The 22430-nt window shown below is 70.1% G+C and carries 22 protein-coding genes; 17 read left to right on the top strand and 5 right to left on the bottom strand.

Features of this window, described 5'->3' with window-relative positions; genetic code table 11:
• Position 1: 1 nt before the first annotated feature.
• The 11 genes from FHS08_RS16440 (at position 2) to FHS08_RS16390 (ending at position 13086) form a co-directional block, all read left to right on the top strand.
• Entirely contained in the window at positions 2 to 928 is a 927-nt protein-coding gene (locus FHS08_RS16440; RefSeq protein WP_167041665.1) for an ABC transporter permease, read from the top strand.
• A complete protein-coding gene (locus FHS08_RS16435; RefSeq protein ID WP_341800451.1) occupies positions 921 to 3032 on the top strand; it encodes a dipeptide ABC transporter ATP-binding protein in 2112 nt (703 codons plus the stop codon). The genes FHS08_RS16440 and FHS08_RS16435 overlap by 8 nt, the downstream gene beginning before the upstream one ends.
• Positions 3033 to 3084: 52 nt before the next feature.
• On the top strand, positions 3085 to 4782 hold the full coding sequence (locus FHS08_RS16430; protein WP_167041662.1) for an ABC transporter family substrate-binding protein: 1698 nt from the start codon (positions 3085 to 3087) through the stop codon (positions 4780 to 4782).
• A 160-nt stretch (positions 4783 to 4942) separates the two neighbouring features.
• Complete coding sequence (gene typA / locus FHS08_RS16425; protein ID WP_167041659.1) at positions 4943 to 6853, top strand: translational GTPase TypA; 1911 nt, start codon at positions 4943 to 4945, stop codon at positions 6851 to 6853.
• A gap of 60 nt (positions 6854 to 6913) precedes the next feature.
• Entirely contained in the window at positions 6914 to 7675 is a 762-nt protein-coding gene (locus tag FHS08_RS16420; protein ID WP_167041656.1) for an AzlC family ABC transporter permease, read from the top strand.
• Positions 7672 to 7986, top strand: coding sequence for an AzlD domain-containing protein (locus tag FHS08_RS16415; RefSeq protein WP_167041653.1), 315 nt, complete (start codon positions 7672 to 7674; stop codon positions 7984 to 7986). The genes FHS08_RS16420 and FHS08_RS16415 overlap by 4 nt, the downstream gene beginning before the upstream one ends.
• A 25-nt stretch (positions 7987 to 8011) precedes the next feature.
• On the top strand, positions 8012 to 8398 hold the full coding sequence (locus FHS08_RS16410; protein WP_167041650.1) for a DUF6113 family protein: 387 nt from the start codon (positions 8012 to 8014) through the stop codon (positions 8396 to 8398).
• A gap of 9 nt (positions 8399 to 8407) precedes the next feature.
• Positions 8408 to 8728 (top strand): ferredoxin, encoded by a 321-nt coding sequence (fdxA, locus tag FHS08_RS16405; RefSeq protein ID WP_167041647.1) that lies wholly within the window; start codon positions 8408 to 8410, stop codon positions 8726 to 8728.
• 1 nt (position 8729) lies between these two features.
• Positions 8730 to 9848: a succinyldiaminopimelate transaminase gene (gene dapC / locus FHS08_RS16400; protein ID WP_167041644.1), complete on the top strand. Its 1119-nt coding sequence runs from the start codon at positions 8730 to 8732 to the stop codon at positions 9846 to 9848.
• A gap of 182 nt (positions 9849 to 10030) precedes the next feature.
• Positions 10031 to 11329, top strand: coding sequence for a citrate synthase (locus tag FHS08_RS16395; RefSeq protein ID WP_167041641.1), 1299 nt, complete (start codon positions 10031 to 10033; stop codon positions 11327 to 11329).
• 128 nt (positions 11330 to 11457) lie between these two features.
• A complete protein-coding gene (locus tag FHS08_RS16390) occupies positions 11458 to 13086 on the top strand; it encodes an L-lactate permease (RefSeq protein ID WP_208382583.1) in 1629 nt (542 codons plus the stop codon).
• A gap of 14 nt (positions 13087 to 13100) precedes the next feature.
• Here FHS08_RS16390 and dapD read toward each other — a convergent pair whose 3' ends face one another.
• A complete protein-coding gene (gene dapD / locus FHS08_RS16385) occupies positions 13101 to 14057 on the bottom strand; it encodes a 2,3,4,5-tetrahydropyridine-2,6-dicarboxylate N-succinyltransferase (RefSeq protein WP_167041639.1) in 957 nt (318 codons plus the stop codon).
• A 52-nt stretch (positions 14058 to 14109) separates the two neighbouring features.
• On the opposite strand from dapD, the gene dapE reads away from it, so the two are divergent.
• The 3 genes from dapE to FHS08_RS16370 all read left to right on the top strand — a co-directional run bounded on the left by dapE (position 14110) and on the right by FHS08_RS16370 (position 16688).
• A complete protein-coding gene (gene dapE, locus FHS08_RS16380; RefSeq protein WP_167041636.1) occupies positions 14110 to 15186 on the top strand; it encodes a succinyl-diaminopimelate desuccinylase in 1077 nt (358 codons plus the stop codon).
• Positions 15168 to 16406 carry a hypothetical protein gene (locus FHS08_RS16375; RefSeq protein WP_341800450.1) on the top strand — a complete coding sequence of 413 codons (1239 nt, stop codon included), beginning with the start codon at positions 15168 to 15170 and terminating at the stop codon, positions 16404 to 16406. Before dapE ends, FHS08_RS16375 begins: the two co-directional genes overlap by 19 nt.
• Positions 16407 to 16514: 108 nt before the next feature.
• Positions 16515 to 16688 carry a DUF3117 domain-containing protein gene (locus FHS08_RS16370; protein ID WP_019179788.1) on the top strand — a complete coding sequence of 58 codons (174 nt, stop codon included), beginning with the start codon at positions 16515 to 16517 and terminating at the stop codon, positions 16686 to 16688.
• Between the two features lie 90 nt (positions 16689 to 16778).
• Here the strand turns inward: FHS08_RS16370 and FHS08_RS16365 are convergent, their stop codons facing one another.
• A complete protein-coding gene (locus FHS08_RS16365) occupies positions 16779 to 17414 on the bottom strand; it encodes an O-methyltransferase (RefSeq protein ID WP_167041633.1) in 636 nt (211 codons plus the stop codon).
• Positions 17415 to 17484: 70 nt separating this feature from the next.
• On the opposite strand from FHS08_RS16365, the gene FHS08_RS16360 reads away from it, so the two are divergent.
• The gene (locus FHS08_RS16360; protein WP_167041630.1) at positions 17485 to 17862 is read left to right on the top strand and encodes a twin-arginine translocase TatA/TatE family subunit; all 378 of its coding nucleotides are present in this window, start codon (positions 17485 to 17487) and stop codon (positions 17860 to 17862) included.
• Positions 17863 to 17865: 3 nt separating this feature from the next.
• On the opposite strand, the gene FHS08_RS17020 is transcribed toward FHS08_RS16360, so the two are convergent.
• Genes FHS08_RS17020 through FHS08_RS16350 form a run of 3 tightly spaced genes read right to left on the bottom strand, consistent with a single transcriptional unit; the run spans position 17866 to position 20833 of the window.
• Positions 17866 to 19008, bottom strand: a complete 1143-nt coding sequence (locus tag FHS08_RS17020) for an Mrp/NBP35 family ATP-binding protein (protein WP_341800449.1) — start codon at positions 19006 to 19008, stop codon at positions 17866 to 17868.
• The gene (locus tag FHS08_RS17015) at positions 19005 to 19541 is read right to left on the bottom strand and encodes a DUF1003 domain-containing protein (protein WP_243847537.1); all 537 of its coding nucleotides are present in this window, start codon (positions 19539 to 19541) and stop codon (positions 19005 to 19007) included. Before FHS08_RS17015 ends, FHS08_RS17020 begins: the two co-directional genes overlap by 4 nt.
• Positions 19541 to 20833, bottom strand: a complete 1293-nt coding sequence (locus FHS08_RS16350) for a magnesium transporter MgtE N-terminal domain-containing protein (RefSeq protein WP_167041624.1) — start codon at positions 20831 to 20833, stop codon at positions 19541 to 19543. Before FHS08_RS16350 ends, FHS08_RS17015 begins: the two co-directional genes overlap by 1 nt.
• Before the next feature lie 46 nt (positions 20834 to 20879).
• Here FHS08_RS16350 and FHS08_RS16345 point away from each other — a divergent pair, with 46 nt between their 5' ends.
• Complete coding sequence (locus tag FHS08_RS16345) at positions 20880 to 21737, top strand: general stress protein (protein ID WP_243847598.1); 858 nt, start codon at positions 20880 to 20882, stop codon at positions 21735 to 21737.
• Between the two features lies 1 nt (position 21738).
• On the top strand, positions 21739 to 22413 hold the full coding sequence (locus FHS08_RS16340; RefSeq protein WP_341800448.1) for an alpha/beta hydrolase family protein: 675 nt from the start codon (positions 21739 to 21741) through the stop codon (positions 22411 to 22413).
• Positions 22414 to 22430: the final 17 nt, after the last annotated feature.

Genomic DNA, 22430 nt, shown 5'->3' with positions numbered 1-22430 from the left:
CATGACCGCAACGGAAGCGACGCTGGTCGAGATCGACCCCGCACTGCCGCTCACTGAGACACCCGCCCGCAAGCCCGCATCCCGCGGCCGCATCATCTGGCACCGGCTGCGCCGGTCGCGCGGGTTCTGGATCGGCGCGATCGTGCTCGGCGCGATCGTGCTGTGGGCACTCGTCGGCCCGCTCCTCTGGCCGATCGCGTTCGATCTGCGCGACTATTCGGCGCTCAACCAGCCCCCGAGCGTGCAGCATCCCTTCGGCACGGACACGCTGGGCTACGACATCTTCGCCCGCGTCATGCAGGGGCTTCGGATCTCGCTCATCGTCGGCTTCGTGGCGGGTCCCCTCGCGACGCTCCTCTCGGCTCTCGTCGGATCGATCGCCGGCTACGTCGGCGGGTTCACAGACAAGGCGATCGCGTGGGTCATCGACCTGCTCCTCGTGCTGCCGTCCTTCTTCATCCTCGTGCTGCTGTACCCGTTCTTCAGGAATGCCGGATGGATCGTCATGACCTTCTTCCTGGCTCTGTTCGGGTGGATGATCATGGCGCAAGTGATCCGGTCGCAGACGCGTTCGCTGCGCGAGCGGGAGTTCGTCAAGGCGGCCCGGTACATGGGCTTCGGCTCGTGGTCGGTCGTCACGCGCCACATCGTCCCGAACGTCGCATCGCTCCTCATCATCGACGCCGCGCTCGGCGTCGGCGCGATGATCCTCTCCGAGACCACCCTGAGCTTCTTCGGCTTCGGCGTGCAGGCACCCGATGTGTCGCTCGGCACACTCATCGAAGACGGCAACACGGCCGCCGCGACCCGGCCCTGGCTGTTTGCCTTCCCGGCGGGCACCCTCGTGCTGATCCTGCTGAGTCTGAGCCTCATCGGCGATGCGCTCCGCGACGCGATCGACCCGACGTCGGGGGTGAACCGTGGCTGAGACCCTGTCCTTTGCTGCACAGCCGCTCGACAGCGTCGACCGCACGCCGCTGCTGCAGGTCAAGAACCTGTCCGTGACGTTCCCCGGCAACGGCACTTCCGTTCACGCCGTCCGCGACATCAGCTATGAGATCTACGAGGGCGAGTTCCTCGGGATCGTGGGCGAATCGGGCTCGGGCAAGTCGGTGTCGTCGCTCGCGGTGATGGGGCTGCTGCCCGACACGGCGAAGATCGAGGGCGAGATCCTGTTCAACGGGCACAACCTGCTCGAACTGGACGACCGCGAGCTGTCTCGCATCCGGGGCCAGGAGCTCGCGATCATCTTCCAGGATCCGCTCTCCGCAATGACCCCCGTCTACACGGTGGGCGACCAGATCGCCGAAGCTCTTCGCCTCCACGACGCGAAGCTCAGCAAGCCCGCCGCCCTGGCTCGCGCCGCCGAGCTGCTCAAGATCGTGGGCATCCCCGACCCGGACCGGCGCGTGCGCGCCTTCCCGCACGAGTTCTCGGGCGGGATGCGGCAGCGAGCCATGATCGCGATGGCGATCGCGAACGATCCGCGCCTCATCATCGCCGACGAGCCCACCACGGCCCTCGACGTGACGATCCAGGCGCAGATCCTCGAGGTGCTCGAGAAGGCGAAGGAGCTCACGGGCGCCGCCGTGTCGCTCATCACGCACGACCTCGGAGTCGTCGCCGGCCACGCAGACCGCGTCGCGGTCATGTACGCGGGCAAGCTCGTCGAGACGGGCGACGTCGGGACGATCTTCTCCGAGCCGTCGATGCCGTACACGATCGGCCTGCTCCGCTCCGTGCCCAACATCCGCACAGCCGGAACGCAGCGGCTCGTGCCCCTCGAAGGCCGACCGCCCGCGCTGGACGCACTGCCGAAGGGGTGCCCGTTCGCCGCACGCTGCCCGGCGGCGCTCGACGTGTGCCGCGAGATCGAGCCCGAGCTGGCCGGCCACAGCGCGATTCCCGGACACCTGAGCGCATGCCACCGCGGAGGCGAGATCGCAACGGGGCTCGTCGGCCGCGCCGAGATCTTCCCGCGCCCGCCGGCCCTCCCCGAGACGGAGAAGGCCGACGTGCCCGCCGACGCAGCGGTGCGCGTGACCGAGCTGGAGAAGCACTTCCCGCTCTTCCGAGGCGGCGTCTTCCGCCGGCAGGTGGGGACGGTCCGTGCGGTCGACAAGGTGACCTTCGACCTCAAGCCCGGCCGCGTGCTCGCGCTCGTGGGCGAGTCGGGATGCGGCAAGACGACGACCATCCTCGAGCTCATGGAACTGACCAAGCCCCAGGGCGGACAGATCCTCTTCGAGGGCAAGGACGTCGCGAAGCTCAGCGCGAGCGGTCGTAGGGCGTTGCGTCGCGACATCCAGATCGTGTTCCAGGACCCGGCCGCTGCCGTCGATCCTCGTCTGCCCATCAGCGAGGTCATCGCAGAGCCGCTTCTCGCGCACGGGGTGGGGCGCGACGCCCGCAACGACAAGGTCCTCGAGCTCCTCGAGCTCGTGGGGCTCGATCCGTCGATGGCCGACCGCTACCCGCATGAGTTCTCGGGCGGGCAGCGCCAGCGCATCGGCATCGCGCGCGCGCTCGCGACCGACCCCAAGGTGCTCGTGCTCGATGAGCCGGTCTCCGCGCTCGACGTGTCGATCCAGGCGGGTGTGATCAACCTTCTGCAGGATCTGCGCGATCGGCTCGGCCTCTCGATGATCTTCGTCGCGCACGACCTCGCCGTCGTGCGGCAGATCGCCGACGACGTCGCCGTCATGTACCTCGGGCGCATCATCGAGTCCGGTCCCATCGCCGAGGTGTTCGACATGCCGCGGCATCCGTACACGCAGGCGCTCATGTCGGCGGCGCCGATCCCCGACCCGGTCATCGAGCGCGAGCGGGCGCGGGTCCTGCTGGACGGCGACCTGCCCAGCCCTGCGGAGCGGATCGACGGATGCCGATTCCGGACGCGCTGCCCCCTCAAGCCCCTCCTCGACGAGCGTGCCCAGGCTCGCTGTGTCGGCGAGGACCCCGCGCTGCGGCCTTTCGGCCGCGCGAACGTCGCCTGCCATCACGTCGAGGACAACGTCCTCGTCGTCGGCTGACGGTGAAACGACTCCGTCGGCCCCGGCGGAGTTCCGAGAGAAAGAGAAGCACATGATTCGCAAGAACACGGCACTTGCGGGCCTTGCTGCGATCGGCGTAGGAGCCCTCCTGCTCGCCGGCTGCGCATCGACCCCCAACACGTCGTCGTCCGAGTCGCCGACGCAGGAGCAGCTGCCGCTGGTCGGCTATGAGCAGGTGGCCGCGAGCGATCTCGCGGACGGTGGCGAGCTCAACCTTGCCGTCACCAGCACCCCGACCGATGAGGGCAGCTGGAACCCCAACCACGCCGCGGCCCAGAACGTCGACGTCCAGCAGGTGCTGGAGCCGACCCTCGGCTACCTCGTCATCCCCACGGAGGACGGCTCGTGGCAGGTGGACAAGAACTACGCCACCAGCGTCGAGCTCACCAGCGAGGACCCTCAGATCGTCACCGTCAAGCTCAACGAGGATGCGGTCTGGCAGGACGGCTCGCCGCTCACGGCGAACGACTACGCAGCGACGTTCGCGGCGCTGCGTGACACCGAGTCCGGATATGAGACGATCCCGTCTGCCGTCTTCCAGGCCATCGACTCGGTCGACGTCGCCAACGACTACGAGTTCTCGGTGACCTTCGCCGAGACCTTCGCCGACTGGCCGAACCTGCTCCAGACTCCGCCTCTGCCCGCGGCCGTCGCGAGCGATGTGAACAGCTTCAACACCGCTTTCACGTCGGCGCCCGCGCCGTCGAACGGCCCGTTCATCTTCGACAAGATCGATAACGACGCCAAGATCTTCACGCTCATCCCCAACCCCAACTGGTGGGGCGAGAAGCCGAAGCTCGACACGATCACGTTCAAGGTGATCGCGCAGGAGGCGCTGCCGCAGGCCTTCGCCAACGACGAGATCGACTACATGGAGATTCTGACGCCTGATGCCCTCGAGACGGCCACGAGCAAGGATGGCGCCGTCATCCAGCGCTCGGGCGGCCTGACGTGGAGCCACCTCACCTTCAACGGCAAGTCGGCACCGTTCGACGACGTCAACGTCCGCAAGGCCGTCGGCATGGCCCTCGATCGCGAGCTCATCGCCCGCGTTGCCAACGAGCCCCTCGGCGCCCCGGCGACGACGACCGGTGACTGGATCTTCATGCCCGGCCAGGAAGGCTACGAGGACCACTTCGGTGACATCATCGGGCACGACCTCGACAAGGCCGCGACGCTCCTCGAGGACTCGGGCTGGAAGCACGAGGACGGCGAGTGGACGAAGGACGGCAAGACGCTGACCTTCTCGGTGACCGTTCCCGCCGGGACGGAGTCGAACATCAACCGCGCCCTCGGCGTGCAGGACTCGCTCAAGGCCCTGGACATCGAGGTGACCCTCGATCAGGTTCCGAGCGCGGAGTACTTCAACAACATCGGCGCGGGCAAGTTCCAGTCCGTCACGTTCGGCTGGCAGGGCACGCTGTTCCCGATCTCGTCGGCGCAGCCCGTGTTCTACCCCGAGATGGAGTTCGGCGACGAGAACGGCTACAACTACGCGTTCATCTCCGACGACCGCCTCGGCCCGCTGTGGGAGAAGGCGAACAAGGAGCTCGATGAGACGAAGCGCATCGAGATCGCTCAGGAGATCAACGAGGTCATCGCGGACTACCTGCCGATGGTTCCGATCTACCCCTACCCTGAGGTCGTCGCGACCGACAAGGGCCTGGCGAACTTCGGAACGGCGACGTTCAAGTCGACCGATTGGTCGCTGGTCGGTTACCTCAAGTAATCACCACTGGGGCGGGGCGGGATCCTTCGGGGTCCCGCCCCGTTCCTGTTTCGCCGTCCCTCGCCCGCGGGCGAGGGACGGCATGCCTTCTGGGCACGGGACCTGCGATAAACTGAGATGCCGGCATCCCGGCACCTCCCCGCATCGCAAGGACCCTCTCATGGCGCGCGCCCTCCGTCCGGACCTCCGAAACGTCGCGATCGTCGCGCACGTCGATCACGGCAAGACGACGCTCGTCGACGCGATGCTCCGCCAGACCGGCTCTTTCGGCTCGCACGAGCACATGGAAGAGCGCGCGATGGACTCGAACGACCTCGAGCGCGAGAAGGGGATCACGATCCTCGCCAAGAACACGGCGATCACGTACAGCGGCATCCACACCGACGCTCCCGTCACGATCAACGTCATCGACACGCCGGGTCACGCCGACTTCGGCGGCGAGGTCGAGCGAGGCCTGTCGATGGTCGACGGCGTCGTGCTCCTGGTCGACGCGAGCGAGGGCCCCCTGCCGCAGACGCGCTTCGTTCTGCGCAAGGCGCTCGAGGCGAAGCTCCCCGTCATCCTGCTCGTCAACAAGACGGACCGCCCCGACGCGCGCATCGCCGAGGTCGAGGAGGAGGCGCACGACCTGCTCCTGGGCCTCGCATCCGACCTCGTCGACGACGTTCCCGACCTCGACGTCGACGCGCTCCTCGACGTGCCGGTCGTGTACGCGTCCGGTCGCGCGGGCGCGGCATCCCGCACTCGCCCTGAGAACGGCGAGCTCCCCGACAACCCCGATCTCGAGCCGCTCTTCGAGGCCATCCTCGAGCACGTGCCTGCACCCGCGTACGACGACGAGGCTCCCCTGCAGGCGTGGGTCACGAACCTCGACTCGAGCCCGTTCCTGGGTCGCCTCGCGCTGCTGCGCGTCTTCAACGGAACGCTCAAGAAGGGCCAGACGGTCGCGTGGGTGCGACACGACGGCTCGCACTCGAACGCCCGCATCACGGAGCTGCTCAAGACGCGCGCGCTCGAGCGCTATCCCGCGGAGTCGGCGGGCCCCGGCGACATCGTCGCCATCGCCGGCATCGAGGAGATCACGATCGGCGAGACGATCGCCGACCCCGAGGACGTGCGGCCGCTCCCCGCGATCCACGTCGACGACCCCGCGATCTCGATGACGATCGGCACGAACACGTCGCCGCTCGTGGGCAAGGTCAAGGGCCACAAGCTCACGGCCCGCATGGTGAAGGACCGCCTCGACCGTGAGCTCGTCGGCAACGTCTCGCTCAAGGTCGTCGACATCGGACGCCCCGACGCGTGGGAGGTGCAGGGCCGCGGCGAGCTCGCTCTCGCGATCCTCGTCGAGAACATGCGCCGCGAGGGCTTCGAGCTCACGGTCGGAAAGCCCCAGGTCGTCACGCGCCGCGTGGACGGACAGCTCCAGGAGCCGTTCGAGCACCTCACGATCGACGCTCCCGAGGAGTACCTCGGCGCGATCACGCAGCTGCTCGCAGCCCGCAAGGGACGCATGGAGACCATGACGAACCACGGCACGGGCTGGGTGCGGATGGAGTTCGTCGTGCCGAGCCGCGGGCTCATCGGCTTCCGCACGGAGTTCCTGACGACGACGCGGGGCACGGGCATCGCGAACGCGATCTCGCACGGCTACGAGGCCTGGGCCGGCTCCATCGTGACGCGCCAGAACGGCTCTATCGTCGCCGACCGCTCCGGCGTCGTGACGCCCTTCGCGATCATCGCGCTCCAGGAGCGGATGTCGTTCTTCGTGCAGCCCGCGCAGGAGGTGTACGAGGGCATGGTGATCGGCGAGAACTCCCGCAACGACGACATGGACGTCAACATCACCAAGGAGAAGAAGCTCACCAACATGCGCTCGTCGACGGCCGACACGTTCGAATCGATGACTCCGCCTCGGCAGCTCTCGCTCGAGGAGAGCCTCGAGTTCGCCCGCGACGACGAATGCGTCGAGGTGACGCCTGAGATCGTCCGCATCCGCAAGGTCGTCCTCGACGCGACCGAGCGCGGCCGCGCCGCGAGCCGTCTCAAGCGCCAGGACGCCAACGCGTAGAGCCACTCGCGCACGGGTGGCACGGGATGCCGCGCTGCCTCGCTCGGTAGGCTCGATCGGGTGACCTCCGTGCCCGATCCCGCCGACGAGGCACGCCGCGCCGCGCGGTCGGGGCTCGGCGTCGCCCTCGCGACGAGCGCGTACGGGGTGTCGTTCGGCGCGCTCTCGGTCGCGTCGGGGCTCGACGTCTGGCAGACGTGCGTCCTGAGCCTGCTCATGTTCACGGGCGGATCGCAGTTCGCTTTCGTCGGCGTCATCGGCGCCGGCGGTCTCGCCGCGGCCCCCGCCGCCATCGCGTCGGCATCCCTCCTGGGTGTGCGCAACATCGCGTACGGCATGCGCATGTCGCCCGTCATCGGGACGGGGTTCTGGCGCCGAGCCGCGGCCGCGCAGTTCACGATCGACGAGTCGACGGCCGTCTCGCTCGCGCAGTCGACGCGGCGCGCGCGTCTGGTCGGGTTCTGGATCACGGGCCTGGGCATCTACGTGGGCTGGAACCTGTCGACGCTCGCCGGGGCGCTCCTGGGCGACGTCCTCGGCGACCCCAAGACATACGGACTGGATGCCGCGGCCGCCGCCGCGTTCCTCGCACTCCTGTGGCCACGGCTGCGGCAGCGCCAGCCCATCGCGGTCGGTCTCGCGGCCGCGGCGGTGGCGACGATCCTCACGCCCGTCCTCCTTCCGGGGCTTCCCGTCCTCGTCGCGGCTCTCGTCGCGATCGTCGTGGGATGGGTCAACTGGCTCGGGCACCCGAACCTTGATCCGCGGGAGCCGACGGCGCCCGAGCCGGACGACGTCCCCGAGCGGGAGGGGCTGCCGTGACCCTGTGGAACGCTGTGCTGATCGCGGCGATCGTCTGCGTCGCCTTCAAGACCCTCGGATACCTCGTGCCGCCCAGAGTGCTCGAGGCGCCCCGGCCCTCCCGCATCGCGGACCTGCTCACCGTCGCCCTGCTGGCGGCGCTCGTCGCGGTCCAGACGCTGGGCGACGGCCAGGCGATCGTCGTCGATGCGCGCATCCCCGCCGTCCTCGTCGCGGCGGGGCTCCTGCTCCTGCGCGCGCCGTTCCTCGTCGTGGTCGCGGCAGCGGCTCTCGTCGCGGCCCTGCTGCGGCTGTGGGGCTGGGCGGCGTGAGTCGACCGGCGGCTACAGTGGGGGAGTGACCTCGATCCAGCCGGTGCGCATCGGAACATGGGTCGTCGCCTTCGTCGTGGGCGCCGTGTACGGTCTCGCCGGGACGATCGCCCAGTCGTTCGCGCTCGGATGGCTCCCGCTCGGGCTCGTCGTCGCCGTGGTCGGCAGCGCGGCGCTGCTGGTCGCCGTGCGTCTGCTCACGGCCGACAGGTGGGCCGCGCTCGCGACGGGCCTCGGCATCATGACGGCGACGCTCGTGTTCTCGGGCCAGGGGCCAGGCGGGTCGGTCATCGTGCCGCAGGTGCCCGAGGGTCAGTTCAATCCCGGCGTCGTGTGGACCATCGCCGTCCCGCTCGTCGTCGCGGTCGTCGTGGCCTGGCCCGAGCGGATGCGGGTCCCGACCGGCGGCTAGACTGAGTGCGTGACGTACGTGATCGCTCTGCCGTGTGTGGATGTGAAGGACCGGGCCTGCATCGACGAGTGCCCTGTGGACTGCATCTACGAGGGCGAGCGGTCGCTGTACATCCACCCGGACGAGTGCGTGGACTGCGGGGCGTGCGAGCCCGTGTGCCCTGTCGAGGCGATCTACTACGAGGACGACCTGCCTGACGAGTGGCAGGACTACTACAAGGCCAACGTCGAGTTCTTCGACGACATCGGCTCGCCCGGCGGCGCGGCCAAGGTCGGGGTCATCCACAAGGACCACCCGATCATCGCGGCTCTGCCTCCGCAGGACCACTGACGTGGGAGTCGGTGACCTCGCCGATTACCCGTGGGATGCCGTCGCTCCCTATGCGGCGCGTGCCAAGGCGCATCCCGGCGGACTCGTCGACCTGTCGATCGGCTCGCCCGTCGACCCGACGCCGGCCGTGGTCCGCGACGCCCTGTCCGCCGCGACCGATGCGCACGCCTATCCGCTGACGGTCGGCACCCCCGCGCTGCGCGAGGCCGTCGTGGACTGGTACGCGCGCCGCCGCGGTGTCGTCGGCCTCACCCCCGACCAGGTCCTCCCGACGATCGGCTCGAAGGAGCTCGTCGCGCTCCTTCCGACGCTCCTCGATCTCGGACCAGGCGACATCGTCGTCCACCCCAGGGCCGCGTATCCGACGTACGAGGTCGGCGCGCGCGTCGCGGGGGCGACGCCGCTCGCCGCGGACGACCCCGCGGACTGGCCCGACGGCACGAAGCTCGTGTGGATCAATTCGCCCGGCAACCCCGACGGCCGGGTGTGGGATGCCGCAGCCCTCCGGATCGCGGTGGCGCGCGCGCGCGAGCTCGGCGCCGTCCTCGCGGGCGACGAGTGCTACGCGGAGCTGGGCTGGGAGTCTCCGTGGGATGCCGAGCCCATCCCGTCCGTGCTCGATGCCCGGGTCGCGGGCGCGGACGTGACCGGCATCCTCTCCGTCTACTCCCTGAGCAAGCAGTCGAACCTGGCCGGCTATCGCGCGGCTTTCCTCGCGGGGGATCCCGTGCTCGTCGCGCGGCTGCTGGCGGCGCGCAAGCACCTCGGTCTCATGCTGCCGGGGCCCGTGCAGGCCGCGATGGTCGCTGCCCTCGGCGACGACTCGCACGTCGCTGCGCAGAAGGAGCTCTACCGTGCGCGTCGCGGCATCCTGAAGCCCGCGCTGGAGGCGGCGGGCTTCCGCGTGGATCGCAGCGAAGCGGGTCTGTACCTCTGGGCGACGGAGGGCCGCGAGGCGTGGGACAGCCTTGCGAGGCTCGCCGATCTCGGCATCCTCGCGGGTCCCGGCGTCTTCTACGGACCCTTCTTCCCGCAGCACGTGCGCCTCTCGCTCACGGCGACCGACGAGCGCATCGCGGCAGCCGCCGAGCGTCTGCGCGGCGCCTCCCGAACGGCGTGATCCGGAGGTTTCCTCCACCCGGATCCCATGGCCTTTGGCCGTGTCCGCGGTAGCCTTCTGCGGCCATTAGGCTGTAACAGCGCAGGATGCCGGCATCCGTCCCCCTGTGCAGGTCCCGGGCGGAACACCGGTCCGCTGGGGTCATGACCCCCCGAACCCACCAGGAATCGCGAGGAGGCGCCGTGAGCGATGCGGGCGCGCAGCAGGAGAAGGCCACTCTGACGGTCGGCGGCAGGACCGCCGAGCTCCCGCTCCTGCGAGGTACCGACGGCGTGCCGAGCATCGACATCTCGACGCTCACGCGCCAGACGGGCCACACGACGCTCGACTACGGGTTCGTCAACACGTCGGCGACGAAGTCGGCGATCACCTTCATCGACGGCGACAAGGGGATCCTCCGCTACCGCGGCTATCCCATCGAGCAGCTCGCGAAGAACAGCACGTACCTCGAGGTCGCGTGGCTGCTGCTCTACGGGGAGCTGCCGTCTGCGAGCGAGCTCGAGGAGTTCGACAACCGGATCCGCCGCCACACGCTCCTGCACGAGGACCTCAAGAGGTTCTTCTCGTCGCTCCCGCACACGGCGCACCCCATGTCGGTGCTCTCCTCGGCGACGGCAGCCCTGTCGACGTACTACGAGCACCAGTCCGACCCTGGCAACCCCGAGCACGTCGAGCTCAACACGATCCGCCTTCTCGCGAAGCTTCCCGTCATCGCGGCCTACGCGCATAAGAAGAGCATCGGACAGGCGTTCCTGTACCCCGACAACGGGCTCGGGTTCGTCGACAACTTCCTCAAGCTGAACTTCGGCGTCCTCAGCGAGCCCTACGAGATCAATCCCGTCATGTCGCGCGCGCTCGAGCGGCTGCTGATCCTCCACGAGGACCACGAGCAGAACGCCTCCACCTCGACCGTCCGGCTCGTGGGGTCGACGGGTGCCAACCAGTTCTCGTCGATCTCCGCGGGCATCAACGCCCTGTACGGACCCCTCCACGGCGGCGCGAACGAGGCGGTGCTGAACATGCTCGCGCAGATCCGCGACTCGGGCGAGAGCGTCCAGCGCTTCGTCGAGCGGGTCAAGAACAAGGAAGACGGCGTCAAGCTCATGGGCTTCGGACACCGCGTCTACAAGAACTACGACCCGCGCGCGAAGCTCGTCAAGGAGTCCGCAGACGAGATCCTCTCGGAGCTCGGCGTGCACGATCCGCTTCTCGAGCTCGCGAAGGAGCTCGAAGAGCTCGCCCTCAACGACGACTACTTCAAGGAGCGTCGTCTCTACCCGAACGTCGACTTCTACACGGGCGTCATCTACAAGGCGATGGGCTTCCCCACGCGCATGTTCACGGTCCTCTTCGCGATCGGGCGCCTGCCCGGCTGGCTCGCGCACTGGACCGAGATGCAGCGAGACTCGCAGACGAAGATCGGGCGCCCGCAGCAGCTCTACACGGGCGCGAGCGAGCGCAACTACCCCGGCGTGGTCTGACCGCTCATCGCTCGCCGGCGACGCGGCGAGCGGCGCAGTGCAGGTCGACCCTTCACGCCCTGCACCCACTCCCGATCACGCGGCCGCATCGCTATCGTGATGCGTGACGGCGGGGTTCCGTCGCAGGCATGGAGGGCGGAGCCGCGATCGTGTGGACCCAGGACATCGACCCGTTCGGAAACATCTGGGTCTCCGCGGTCGTCGCCGCGGCGCCGATCCTGATCTTCCTGATCTGCCTCGTCGCCTTCAAGCTTCACGGCCTCATCGCGGCGGCGATCGCGGTGGTGGCGGAGATCGTCGTCGCGGCGTTCGCGTTCCAGATGCCGCCTGGCGGCATCGCGGGGTCTGCGCTGTTCGGCCTGCTCACGGCGATCTGGCCCATCGCGTACATCATCGTCATGGCCGTGTGGCTCTACCGGCTCGCCGTCGCGAGCGGCCACTTCGACGTCATCCGCGCATCGATCGGCGGGATCTCGCCCGACCAGCGCATCCAGGTCCTCTTGATCGCGTTCGCGTTCGGCGCGTTCCTCGAGGGCGCGGCGGGCTTCGGCGTGCCGATCGCGATCTGCGCGGCCCTTCTCGTGCAGCTCGGATTCCGCCCGGTCAAGGCGGCCATGATCAGCCTGGTCGCGAACGCGGCGGCCGGGGCGTACGGCGCGATCGGCATCCCCGTCATCATCGGAGCGCAGGTGGGCGGCGTCGACGTGCTCGAGCTCTCGCGCATGCTGGTTCTGCTCATCCAGCCCCTCGCCCTCATCACGCCGTTCCTCGTCGTCGCGATCCTCGACGGGTGGCGCGGCCTGCGCGAGACCTGGCCCGCGACGCTCGTCGTCTCCGTCGTGTTCAGCGGCGTGCAGGCGAGCGTCCTCTGGTTCCTGGGACCCGAGCTCGCCGACATCGGGTCCGGCCTCGCTGCGATGGTCGCGCTCTTCGTGCTCGGCAGGTACTGGCAGCCCAGGCGCATCTTCCGCGAAGACGGCGGCGCAGCGCCCGAGCCGCACCGCCACAGCGTGCGCGAGATCCTGGTCGCGTGGAGCCCCTTCTACATCCTGACGGGCTTCATCTTCGTGTGGAGCATCCCGTGGTTCCGCGACCTCTTCGCGTCAGGCGGTGCGCTGTCGGGAGCCGTCGTCAGCCTTCCGATCCCCGGCGTCACCGGCGCGATCACGACGCCCGCAGGGGAGGCCATCTCGAACACGTGGGGGTTCACGCCGATCAACGCGACGGGAACGGCGATCCTTCTCGCGGTCATCGTCTCGTTCTTCACCATGCCGACCCTCAAGCTCGCCGATCTGTTCGACGAGCTGATGGAGACGATCCGGATGCTGTGGGGCGCGCTCGTGCTCATCGCGGCGATCCTCGTGCTGGCGAACATCGCGAACTTCAGCGGCGGCTCGGCGAGCATCGGAACGGCCCTCGCCGAGGTCGGCCCGATCTTCCCTCTCTTCGCGCCGATCATCGGCTGGTTCGGCGTCTTCATCACGGGATCGGTCGTCAACAACAACACGCTGTTCGCGCAGCTCCAGGTCGCGACGGCTCAGCGCATCGGCGTCGACCCCGTGCTGCTCGTGGCCGCCAACACGGCGGGCGGCAACACCGCCAAGGTGATCTCCCCGCAGTCGATCGCGATCGCGGCCGGTGCCGTGGGGCTCTCAGGGCGCGAGGCGGAGATCCTGCGGGCGTCGATCTGGTACAGCCTCGGGATGCTCGCCTTCACGTGCGTGTGGACGTTCGTCCTGTCGCTCGTTTTCACCTGACGCTCCGGTGCGGGTCAGGCGTGCAGCGCCTCGTTGAGCGTCACCCCGACGCCTGCGCGGCGCACGGCCTCGATCGCCCCCGTGAGCGAGTTGCGACGGAACAGGATGCCGTCCCGGCCGGAGAGCTCTGCGCCCTTCACGACCGGTCGCGAGCCGTCATGGCGGGAGGGCTCGTCGGCGAGGACGATCTTCGATCCTGCCGTCACATAGAGCCCCGCCTCGACGATGCAGTCGTCGCCGATCGAGATGCCGACGCCCGCATTGGCGCCGAGCAGCGAGCGAGCCCCGATCGAGACGCGATGTGCACCGCCGCCCGAGAGCGTGCCCATGATCGACGCGCCCCCGCCGATGTCGCTGCCTTCGCCGACGACGACGCCCTGCGAGATGCGGCCCTCCACCATCGAGGCACCGAGGGTTCCCGCATTGAAGTTGACGAAGCCCTCGTGCATCACGGTCGTGCCCGGAGAGAGGTAAGCGCCCAGGCGCACGCGCGAGGCGTCCGCGATGCGCACCCCGGGCGGCGTGACGTAGTCGAGCAGCCGCGGGAACTTGTCGAGGCCCTGGACCTGGATGCCGTCGCGCTGCAGGAAGGGGCGGAGTCGCTCGAGATCGTCGGGGTGGACGGGCCCGGCCGTCGTCCAGGCGACATTGGGCAGGTGGGCGAAGATGCCGTCGAGGTTGACCTCGTTGGGACGGACGAGCCGATGCGACAGCGCGTGCAGGCGCAGGTACGCGTCGGACGTCGTCGACGGGGGAGCGGCGATGTCGATCTCGAGCGCGACGACGTCGACGTCGACCGCTCGACGGGCATCGGGGACGGCGAGTCGTTCGAGGTCCTCGGGGGGCATCGAGGGGTCGAATCCCTGCGGCAGACGGCCCAGCCGGGGCTCGGGGTACCACGTGTCGAGGACCGTGCCGTCGCCCGACGTCGTCGCGAGGCCGATGGCCCAGACCCATGTCTCGTCGCTCATGCTGACAGGCTACCGGCGCGTCACGCCGCGTGTGCGTCGGTAGACTCGGGGGATGCCGGCGCTCGATCTCTCCGCCCCTTCCGTCGACATCGCGAGGGCGATCTGCGACATTCCGAGCGTCTCCGACGACGAGACCGTGCTCGCCGATCTCATCCACGCCGCGGTCGACGCGCTCCCTCACCTGGACGTCTATCGCGACGGCGACACGATCGTCGCGCGGACGGATCTCGGGCGGGCGCAGCGGGTCGTCATCGCGGGACACATCGACACCGTGCCGATCAACGCCAACGTGCCGACCCGTGGCATCGTGATCGACGACGAGCCCTACCTGTGGGGGCGCGGCACGGTCGACATGAAGTCGGGCGTCGCCGTGCAGCTCAAGCTCGCCGCCGAGCTCGTCGACCCGCGCGTCGACCTCACCTGGATGTGGTACGACCACGAGGAGGTGGACTCCGATCTGAACGGGCTCACACGACTCGCCCGCACACGTCCGGACCTGTTCGCGGCCGACTTCGCGATCCTCGGCGAGCCGTCCAACGGCACGGTCGAGGGCGGATGCAACGGCACGCTCCGGGCGCTCGTGCGCACGAAGGGCGTCCGGGCGCACAGCGCCCGCGCGTGGATCGGCGAGAACGCGATCCACAACGCGGCGCCCATCCTCGCGCGTCTCGCGGCGTACCGCCCGCGCAAGGTCCCCGTCGACGGTCTCGTCTACCGCGAGTCCCTCAACGCCGTGCGCATCTCCGGCGGCGTCGCGAGCAACGTCATCCCCGACGCCTGCGAGGTCGAGGTCAACTACCGCTTCGCACCGAGCCTGACGGCCGAGCGCGCCGAAGGACACGTGCGCGACGTGTTCGCCGGGTTCTCCGTCGAGATCGTGGACTGCGCGGAGGGCGCCCGCCCCGGGCTCGACGCTCCGCTCGCCCAGGAGTTCGTCGCGGCCGTCGGTGCCGAGCCGACTCCCAAGTACGGGTGGACGGATGTCGCGCGCTTCGCCGCGCTGGGCGTGCCTGCCGTCAACTACGGCCCGGGCGACCCGCATCTCGCGCACCATGACGAGGAGCGCGTCCCGCTCTCCCAGATCGCGGACGTCGAGCGGGGCCTTCGTTCGTGGCTGACCGCCTCCTGATCCCGCAGGGGCTTCGCGCGACGTTCGGCCAGACGTGGCGCCGGCAGCCCGTCGCGCTGCGGATCGGCATCCTGTACCTGCTGTCGCGCGCCGCGACGACGCTCTTCCTCATCGCCGCGGCGGAGATCTCGGGGCCCGCCTCGCGCTTCGGCCCCGAGGCCACGATCGGCACGCTCGCGATGGGGTGGGACGCGCAGTGGTACTGGTACCTCGCCGAGAACGGATACCCCGCGGACCTGCCCCTGACCGACGCGGGACAGATCGCCGAGAATCCCTGGGCGTTCATGCCCCTCTACGCATATCTCGCGAAGGTGATCGGCGTACCCCTTCAGACGTGGCCGACCGCGGCGATCCTGATCTCGCTCGTCGCGGGATACCTCGCGTGCCTCGTGCTGTTCCGGATGCTGCCTCCCCGCCTCGACGAGACGGCGGCGCTCTGGGCCGTCCTCTTCTTCGCCTCGGCGCCGCTCGCCGCGATCTTCCAGATCGGCTACGCGGAGGCGCTGTTCCTCCTGTGGCTCTTCCTCGCCCTCGACCGCGTGATGCGACGCCGGTACGCGTGGGTGTACCTGCTGATCCCTCTCATGGGCTTCACGCGGCCGGGAGTGCTCGCCTTCGGGCTCTTTCTCGGGCTGCACGGCATCCATCGCTGGATCACGAGACGGCGTGAGCCGCTGCCGGCGCGCGACATCGTGCACATCGTGGCGCTCGGCGTTCTCGCCGTCGTCGTGGGGTTCGCTTGGCAGGTCGTCGCGGGGATCGTCACGGGTCGGCCAGGCGCGTACCTCGCGACCGAGCTCGCGTGGCGGCGGAACTGGCTGAGCGACCCGCCGACGACGTTCGTCCCGTTCGAGGGTCTCCTCTCGGGCACGGAGTTCTGGTTCACGCGATGGGGGCTCGGCGCGGTCGCGGGATGGATCGCGCTCGGGCTGATCGTCGCGGGGATCGCCGCGCTCCTCCTGTTCGAGCCGCATGTGCGCCGGCTCGGGGTCGACGTGCGGCTGTGGTCGGCGAGCTACCTCGTCTACCTCGCGGCCGTCGCCTTCCCGCAGTCGAGCATCTTCCGCCTCCTCGTGCCGCTCTCGCCGCTGTGGGGAGCCGCTGCCCTTGCGCGCTCCGTCCCGTGGCGTATAGGCGTGCTGGCGGCCTGCCTCCTCGGCCAGTGGTGGTGGATCTACAACATGTTCGCGCTCGCCAACACGTACTGGCAGGTGCCCTGAGCGCGGGTCGCGGGTCGAATTGTCCACCACGAGCGACCGGAGCGTCAGCCCGCGTCCTGACCGGGGGATAAACTTGACAGGCAGACCTACGACGAAAGGGAGCCACTGATGGCAGCCATGAAGCCGAGAACCGGAGACGGGCCGATGGAGGCCGTGAAGGAGGGTCGCCTGATCATCGTGCGCGTGCCGCTCGAAGGTGGCGGGCGTCTGGTCGTCTCCGTGAACGACGCTGAGGCCAAGGAGCTCTACGACGTGCTCGGCGGTGTCGTCAACGCGGCCTGAACGCCAGATCCACGTGGAGCGGCCGGTCCTCGGACCGGCCGTTCGCGTTCTCCCGGGGTCGCTCCGCCCTGTCGCGTCGGCGTCGAGCGGTCAGTCGGTCGCGACGGTCGTGAGCTGCAGGAGCCCCTCGCCGACGATCGAGAGGGCGCCGATGACGGCCGGGGAGGACTGCGTCTCCTGAATGAGCGAGCGGTAGGCGGCCGTCACAGGGTCACGGCGCACGGGATCCGCGACGGCGCCGCCGCCGAGCACGCGCGGGATGAGGACGGTGCCGCCCGCGCGGACGAGCCGCAGCCCGTGCTCGACGTACTCGATCACGCCCTCCGGGTCGGCGTCGACGAAGACGATGTCGTAGGACGCCTCGTTCATGCGGGGCAGGACCTCCGCCGCGCGGCCCGTGATGAAGCGTGCGCGCGCCGCTGGGATCTTGGCGTCGGCGAAGGACTGGCGCGCGACCGCGAGGTGCTCGGGCTCGCTGTCGATCGTCGTGAGGGTCGCCCGCGGGGACCCGTGCAGGAGCCACAGGCCCGACACGCCGGCGCCCGTGCCGATCTCGACGATGTTGAGCGCCTGGGACGCCGCCGCGAGGACGGCGCACTGCGCGCCCACAGCCGCGCTGATCGGCGTCGCGCCCAGCTCGAGCGCGTGGGCGCGCGCTCGAGCGATGTGGTCGGGTTCGACCGTCGCCTCTTCGGCGTACCGGTGGTTCGCGGCCTGCTCGCTCATGGATCCTCCTCGGCCAGCGTAACGTGACGCGCGGCGGGCTCCTGGTTCGGCGCGGCGGTAACCTGGGAGCATGTTCCTGGGGCTGACGTGGGAGAAGCTGCTCGTGCTTCTCGTGGTCGCGGCGTTCCTCGTCGGACCCGAGCGCCTGCCGCGGTACGCCGAGGGGCTCGCGCGGCTCGTCACGCGGGCGCGCGACTATCTGCGGAGCGCCAAGACCCGCGTGCAGGACGAGCTCGGCGAGGACTTCGACGACGTCGACTGGCGCACGCTCGACCCTCGTCGCTACGACCCTCGCCGCATCATCCGCGAGGCGCTCCTCGACGACGCGCCGCTGCCGCAGACGAAGCCCGTCTCGCCGGGGGCGCCGACGGCGGTCGCGGCATCCGCCCCCGCTGCCCAGTCGTTCCACCCCGGAGAGCCGGCGCCGTTCGACTCCGAGGCGACATAGGGCTCAGCGCGGGGCGAACGGCAGCGACCGGCCCGCGAGCCCGCGGGGCCGCGACGCGAGCCGCTCAGCGAGGCCAGCGATCGCGATGGCCGCGGCATCGCCGGGGTGCGCCACGACGACGGGGATGCCGGCATCCGCGTCCTGGCGGAGCGCGGGGCTGAGCGGAATCGATGCGAGGACGCGCACGTCGTCGCCCTGTGCGGACAGCGCGTCGGCGACGGCCTGCGCGCCCCCCGCGCCGAACAGGTCGAGGACCGTGCCGTCGGGCAGCGTGAGAGGCCCCATGTTCTCGACGACCCCGACGACCCGCTGACCCGTCTGGCGGGCGACGAGCGCGCTGCGGATCGCGACGTCGGATGCCGCCGACTGCGGCGTCGTGACGACGACGACGTCGGCGTGGGGGAGCAGCTGCCCGACCGAGATCGCGACGTCGCCCGTCCCCGGCGGCATGTCGAGCAGGAGCACGTCGAGGTCGCCGAAGTACACGTCGGTGAGGAACTGCTGCACGGTCCTGTGGAGCATGGGCCCGCGCCAGGCCACGGCGGCACCCTCGTCGCCCTCGCGCAGGAACATCCCGATCGAGACGACCTTCACGCCGTGCGCGACAGGCGGCACGATGAGCTCGTCGATGCGCGTCGGCTTGGCCGTGCGTCCGTCCGCGTCGACGAGCCCGAGGAGCCCCGGGATGGAGAACCCGTGCACGTCGGCGTCGACGAGCCCCACCGCGAGCCCGCGTTCGGCGAGCGCGACGGCGAGGTTGGCCGTCACGGTGGACTTTCCGACGCCGCCCTTCCCGCTCGTGACCGCGACGACGCGCGTGAGCGAGTCGGGCCCGAACGGCATGACGCGCGCCGCGCGCCCGCCCCGGAGCCTCTCGGTGAGCTCGCGTCTCTCGTCGGCCGTCATGACGCCGACGTGGAGCGCGACGGAGTCGACGCCGGGAACGGATGCCGCGGCATCCGTCACGTCCCGCGCGATCCTGTCGGCCGCGGGGCATCCCACGATCGTGAGCGCGATCCCGACGTCGGCGACGCCGCCGTCGACCGAGATGTCGCGGAGCATTCCGAGCTCGGACAGCGGCCGCCGCAGCTCGGGATCGACGACAGCGCCGACAGCTGCGCGCACGGCCTCCGCCGACGCGGTCACCGAGCCTCGGCCTCCCCGGCGCCGGCATTCACGGCGCGGGCGTCGAGCTGCTCGAGGAGCGCCTTGAGCTCCTGGCGGAGCACGTCGCGCGTCACGACCTCGTCCGAGACCTCCGTCAGCGCCATCCGCAGGGCGACGACCTCGCGTGCGAGGTATTCCGTGTCGGCGAGGTTGCGCTCGGCCCGCTGCCGGTCCTGCTCGATCTGCACGCGATCGCGGTCGTCCTGCCGATTCTGCGCCAACAGGATGAGGGGGGCCGCGTACGACGCCTGCAGCGAGAGGATGAGGGTCAGCAGCGTGAAGTTGTACTCCCGCGGGTCGAACTGCAGCTCGCGCGGCATGGCGGAGTTCCAGGCGAGCCACACGACGACGAAGATCGTCATCCCGATGAGGAAGCCCGACGTCCCCATCCCACGCGCGAACGCCTCGGAGAAGCGGCCGAAGCGGTCCTGCGACGGCTGCGACGGGCGAGACAGCATCCCCGTGCGCCCGCGGGGGGCGTCGAGCGAGATCTGGCGGCTGTTCCGGGCCATCAGCGCCTCCTCGGGATGCTCGCAGTGTTCGTCGGGACGGGGGCGGGACTGTCGTCATCGCCGTCGTGCGATCGCCAGTCCTCGGGCAGGAGGTGGTCGAGCACGTCGTCGACCGACACGGCGCCCACGAGCCGATGGGCCTGGTCGACGACGGGCAGCGACACGAGGTTGTAGCTCGCGAGAAGGCGGGCGACCTCAGCCGCGGACGCCGTCGCGGGGACGGGGTCGACGGTGTCGTCGATGATGGCGCCGAGACGCTCGTGCGGGGGGTAGCGCAGCATCCGCTGGAAGTGCACGGTGCCGAGCAGACGACCCGTGGGAGTCTCGTACGGCGGGAGCGTGATGAAGACGGCGGCGGCGAGAGCGGGGTGCAGCTCGTGGCGGCGGATGAGGGCGAGCGCCTCCGCGACCGTCGCGTCGGCGGACAGGACGATCGGCTCGCTCGTCATGAGACCGCCCGCCGTGTCGGGCCCGTACTTCAGGAGCGCGCGGACGTCCTCGGCCTCCTCGGGCTCCATGAGGTCGAGCAGCTCCTCGAGCCGCTCCTCGGGGAGCTGGGCGAGGACGTCGGCGGCGTCATCCGGCTCCATGGCGTCGAGGATGTCGGCGGCCCGCTCGTCGCCGAGGGCCTCGAGGATGTGCACCTGGTCGTCTTCGGGCATCTCTTCGAGCGCGTCGGCGAGACGGTCGTCCGGCAGCTCTTCGGCGACCTCCAGGAGGCGGTCCTCCGGCAGGTCGAGCAGAGTGTTGGCGAGGTCGGCGGCCTTGAGCTCGGAGAAGGTCGCGACGAGCTGCTCTGCCGACTGCGCCTCGCCGGGGGTCTGCTGCTCGAGCACGTCCGACCAGTTCGCGAACGTCGTCGGCCCCTTCGCGAAGGGAGAGGCGCTCGTCTTGGGCTTCCGAAGGAACAGCTGGCCGATGTCCCACTCGCCGAGGCGATTGCGCTCGATCGCGACGTCCTCGATGACGGCCTCGCCCGAGCCGTCGGTGAAGTACACCTTCCTGCCGAGGAGCTCGACCATGACGCGCACTTCGCCGCCGCGCTGCTGGAACCGCCGCACGTTGATGAGCCCCGTCGTGATGACCTGGCCCGTCGCGATCGAGGTGACGCGGCCGATCGAGAGGAACACGTGACGGCGGCCAGGGATCTCGACGACGAGTCCGACGACGCGGGGCGGATCGTCCTTGCGATAGATGACGACGACGTCCCGGACCTTGCCGAGCCGATCGCCCGCCGGGTCGAAGACGGCGCAGCCCGCCAGGCGCGCGACGAAAACCCTCTGCGTGCTCACACGTCCCAGCGTAGTCCGGCCATCGTGGGAGGATGATGACGTGAGCATGATGGGCGGGCGTCTTCCCCAGGGCTTCGACGAGGTCGGACAGACCGTCGCGTCCTATCCCACGTACGAGGCTGCGCAGAAGGCGGTGTCGTCGCTCATCGCGGCCGACGTGCCGGCCCGCGACATCGCGATCGTCGGCACGGGGCTGCGCTCGATCGAGCGCATCACAGGCAAGCTCGGCTATGCGACCGCTGCGCGCTCGGGCGCGATAAACGGGCTCCTGCTGGGACTCCTCTTCTCGGCGATCTTCGTGCTGGGCACGCCCTCGCCCCCCATCCAGCTCTTCGTCGGCGTGCTGTTCGTCGGCATCGCGATCGGCATGCTCATGAGCATCATCTCGTTCGCGATCGTGCGCCGCCGCCGCGACTTCGCATCGGTGATGCAGGTCGTCGCCGAGCACTACGAGGTCTCGGTCGCCTCCGCGAGCGTCAACCGCGCGCGGCAGGTGCTGGGCGCCCAGACCGTCGTGGCACGGCCCGCTCCTGCGCCCACGGTCGATGCGAGCGAGCCGCCGCGATACGGGGAGCGGGTCTTCCCCGCCCCGGCCGGGGGCGCCGCACCGGCGTCCGGCGACCGGCCGCCCGTGGGAGCCGCGGCGGGCGCCGAGCCGGAGCCGCAGGCCGCGGCGGGACGCAGTGCGCGCGGTGGAGCCGACGCCGGCGCGGACTCTGCGCAGGATGCCGATCACGAGCCCGAGGCCGGCCACGAGCCCGAGGCCGGCCACGAGCCCGGTCCCGAGGGCGACCATGAGGTTGGTGCCGAGGGCGAGCACGAGCCCGGTCCCGCAGACGGCCGCGCGCCGAGCGCGGGCTCCGAGGAGGACCCCGCCGCGACACGAGAGCCCCCGCGCGGCTGACGTGGGCTCGGACGAGGAGCGGATCGCGGTCGGTCTCCCGTCCGGTTCGGTCGACGTGTCGGCGGACTGGACGCGGCCGGACGGCGCGTGGGCGGTCGTGGCGGTCGCGCACGGAGCGGGAGCGGGCTACCGGCATCCGTTCCTCACGGGCTTCACGGCGGCGCTCAACGTCCACGGGTGCGCGACGCTGCGCTTCACCTTCCCGTACGCCGAGGCGGGACGGCGCATGCCCGGACCCGCGGCGCACGCCGTCGAGGCCTGGCGCGCGATGTCGGAGTTCGCGGGCGATCGCGCACCCGATCTCCCGCTGTGGGCGGCGGGAAAGTCGTACGGCGGGCGCATGGCCTCCATGGCGGCCGCGGAGGGTGTGATCCGCCCGGCAGGTCTCGTGTACCTGGGGTATCCGCTGCATCCGCCCGGGGAGCCCGAGAAGGCGCGCGTCGCGCACCTGCCCGACATCGCACAGCCGCAGCTGTTCGTCGAGGGCACGAACGACCGGTTCGTCGATCCGCACGACCAGCTCGAGGCGGCCGTCGCGTCCTGTCAGGACGCCGATATCGCCTGGATAGAGGGCGCCGGTCACTCGTTCGACGTCAAGGGTCTCACGCGCACTCCCGATGAGGTGGGCGCAGCCCTCGCGCCGGTCGTCGTCGAGTGGATGCGGTCGCGGTCCTGATCCGTCAGGTCCGAGCG

It is taken from the genome of Microbacterium ulmi, from assembly GCF_011759705.1.
Taxonomy (GTDB): Bacteria; Actinomycetota; Actinomycetes; order Actinomycetales; family Microbacteriaceae; genus Microbacterium; species Microbacterium ulmi.
Note: the sequence above shows the minus strand (reverse complement) of the source record. Positions and strands in the feature narration are given on the sequence as shown.

What these genes read in the sequence shown, in the direction of transcription:
- dapE (WP_167041636.1), top strand. Translation starts at nt 14,110, where the DNA reads ATGCCGGCGCTCGATCTCTCCGCCCCTTCCGTCGACATCGCGAGGGCG.
- typA (WP_167041659.1), top strand. Translation starts at nt 4,943, where the DNA reads ATGGCGCGCGCCCTCCGTCCGGACCTCCGAAACGTCGCGATCGTCGCG.
- FHS08_RS16390 (WP_208382583.1), top strand. Translation starts at nt 11,458, where the DNA reads ATGGAGGGCGGAGCCGCGATCGTGTGGACCCAGGACATCGACCCGTTC.
- FHS08_RS17015 (WP_243847537.1), bottom strand. Translation starts at nt 19,541, where the DNA reads ATGGCCCGGAACAGCCGCCAGATCTCGCTCGACGCCCCCCGCGGGCGC.
- dapD (WP_167041639.1), bottom strand. Translation starts at nt 14,057, where the DNA reads ATGAGCGACGAGACATGGGTCTGGGCCATCGGCCTCGCGACGACGTCG.
- FHS08_RS16430 (WP_167041662.1), top strand. Translation starts at nt 3,085, where the DNA reads ATGATTCGCAAGAACACGGCACTTGCGGGCCTTGCTGCGATCGGCGTA.
- FHS08_RS16360 (WP_167041630.1), top strand. Translation starts at nt 17,485, where the DNA reads ATGTTCCTGGGGCTGACGTGGGAGAAGCTGCTCGTGCTTCTCGTGGTC.
- FHS08_RS16440 (WP_167041665.1), top strand. Translation starts at nt 2, where the DNA reads ATGACCGCAACGGAAGCGACGCTGGTCGAGATCGACCCCGCACTGCCG.
- FHS08_RS16345 (WP_243847598.1), top strand. Translation starts at nt 20,880, where the DNA reads ATGATGGGCGGGCGTCTTCCCCAGGGCTTCGACGAGGTCGGACAGACC.
- FHS08_RS16365 (WP_167041633.1), bottom strand. Translation starts at nt 17,414, where the DNA reads ATGAGCGAGCAGGCCGCGAACCACCGGTACGCCGAAGAGGCGACGGTC.
- FHS08_RS16370 (WP_019179788.1), top strand. Translation starts at nt 16,515, where the DNA reads ATGGCAGCCATGAAGCCGAGAACCGGAGACGGGCCGATGGAGGCCGTG.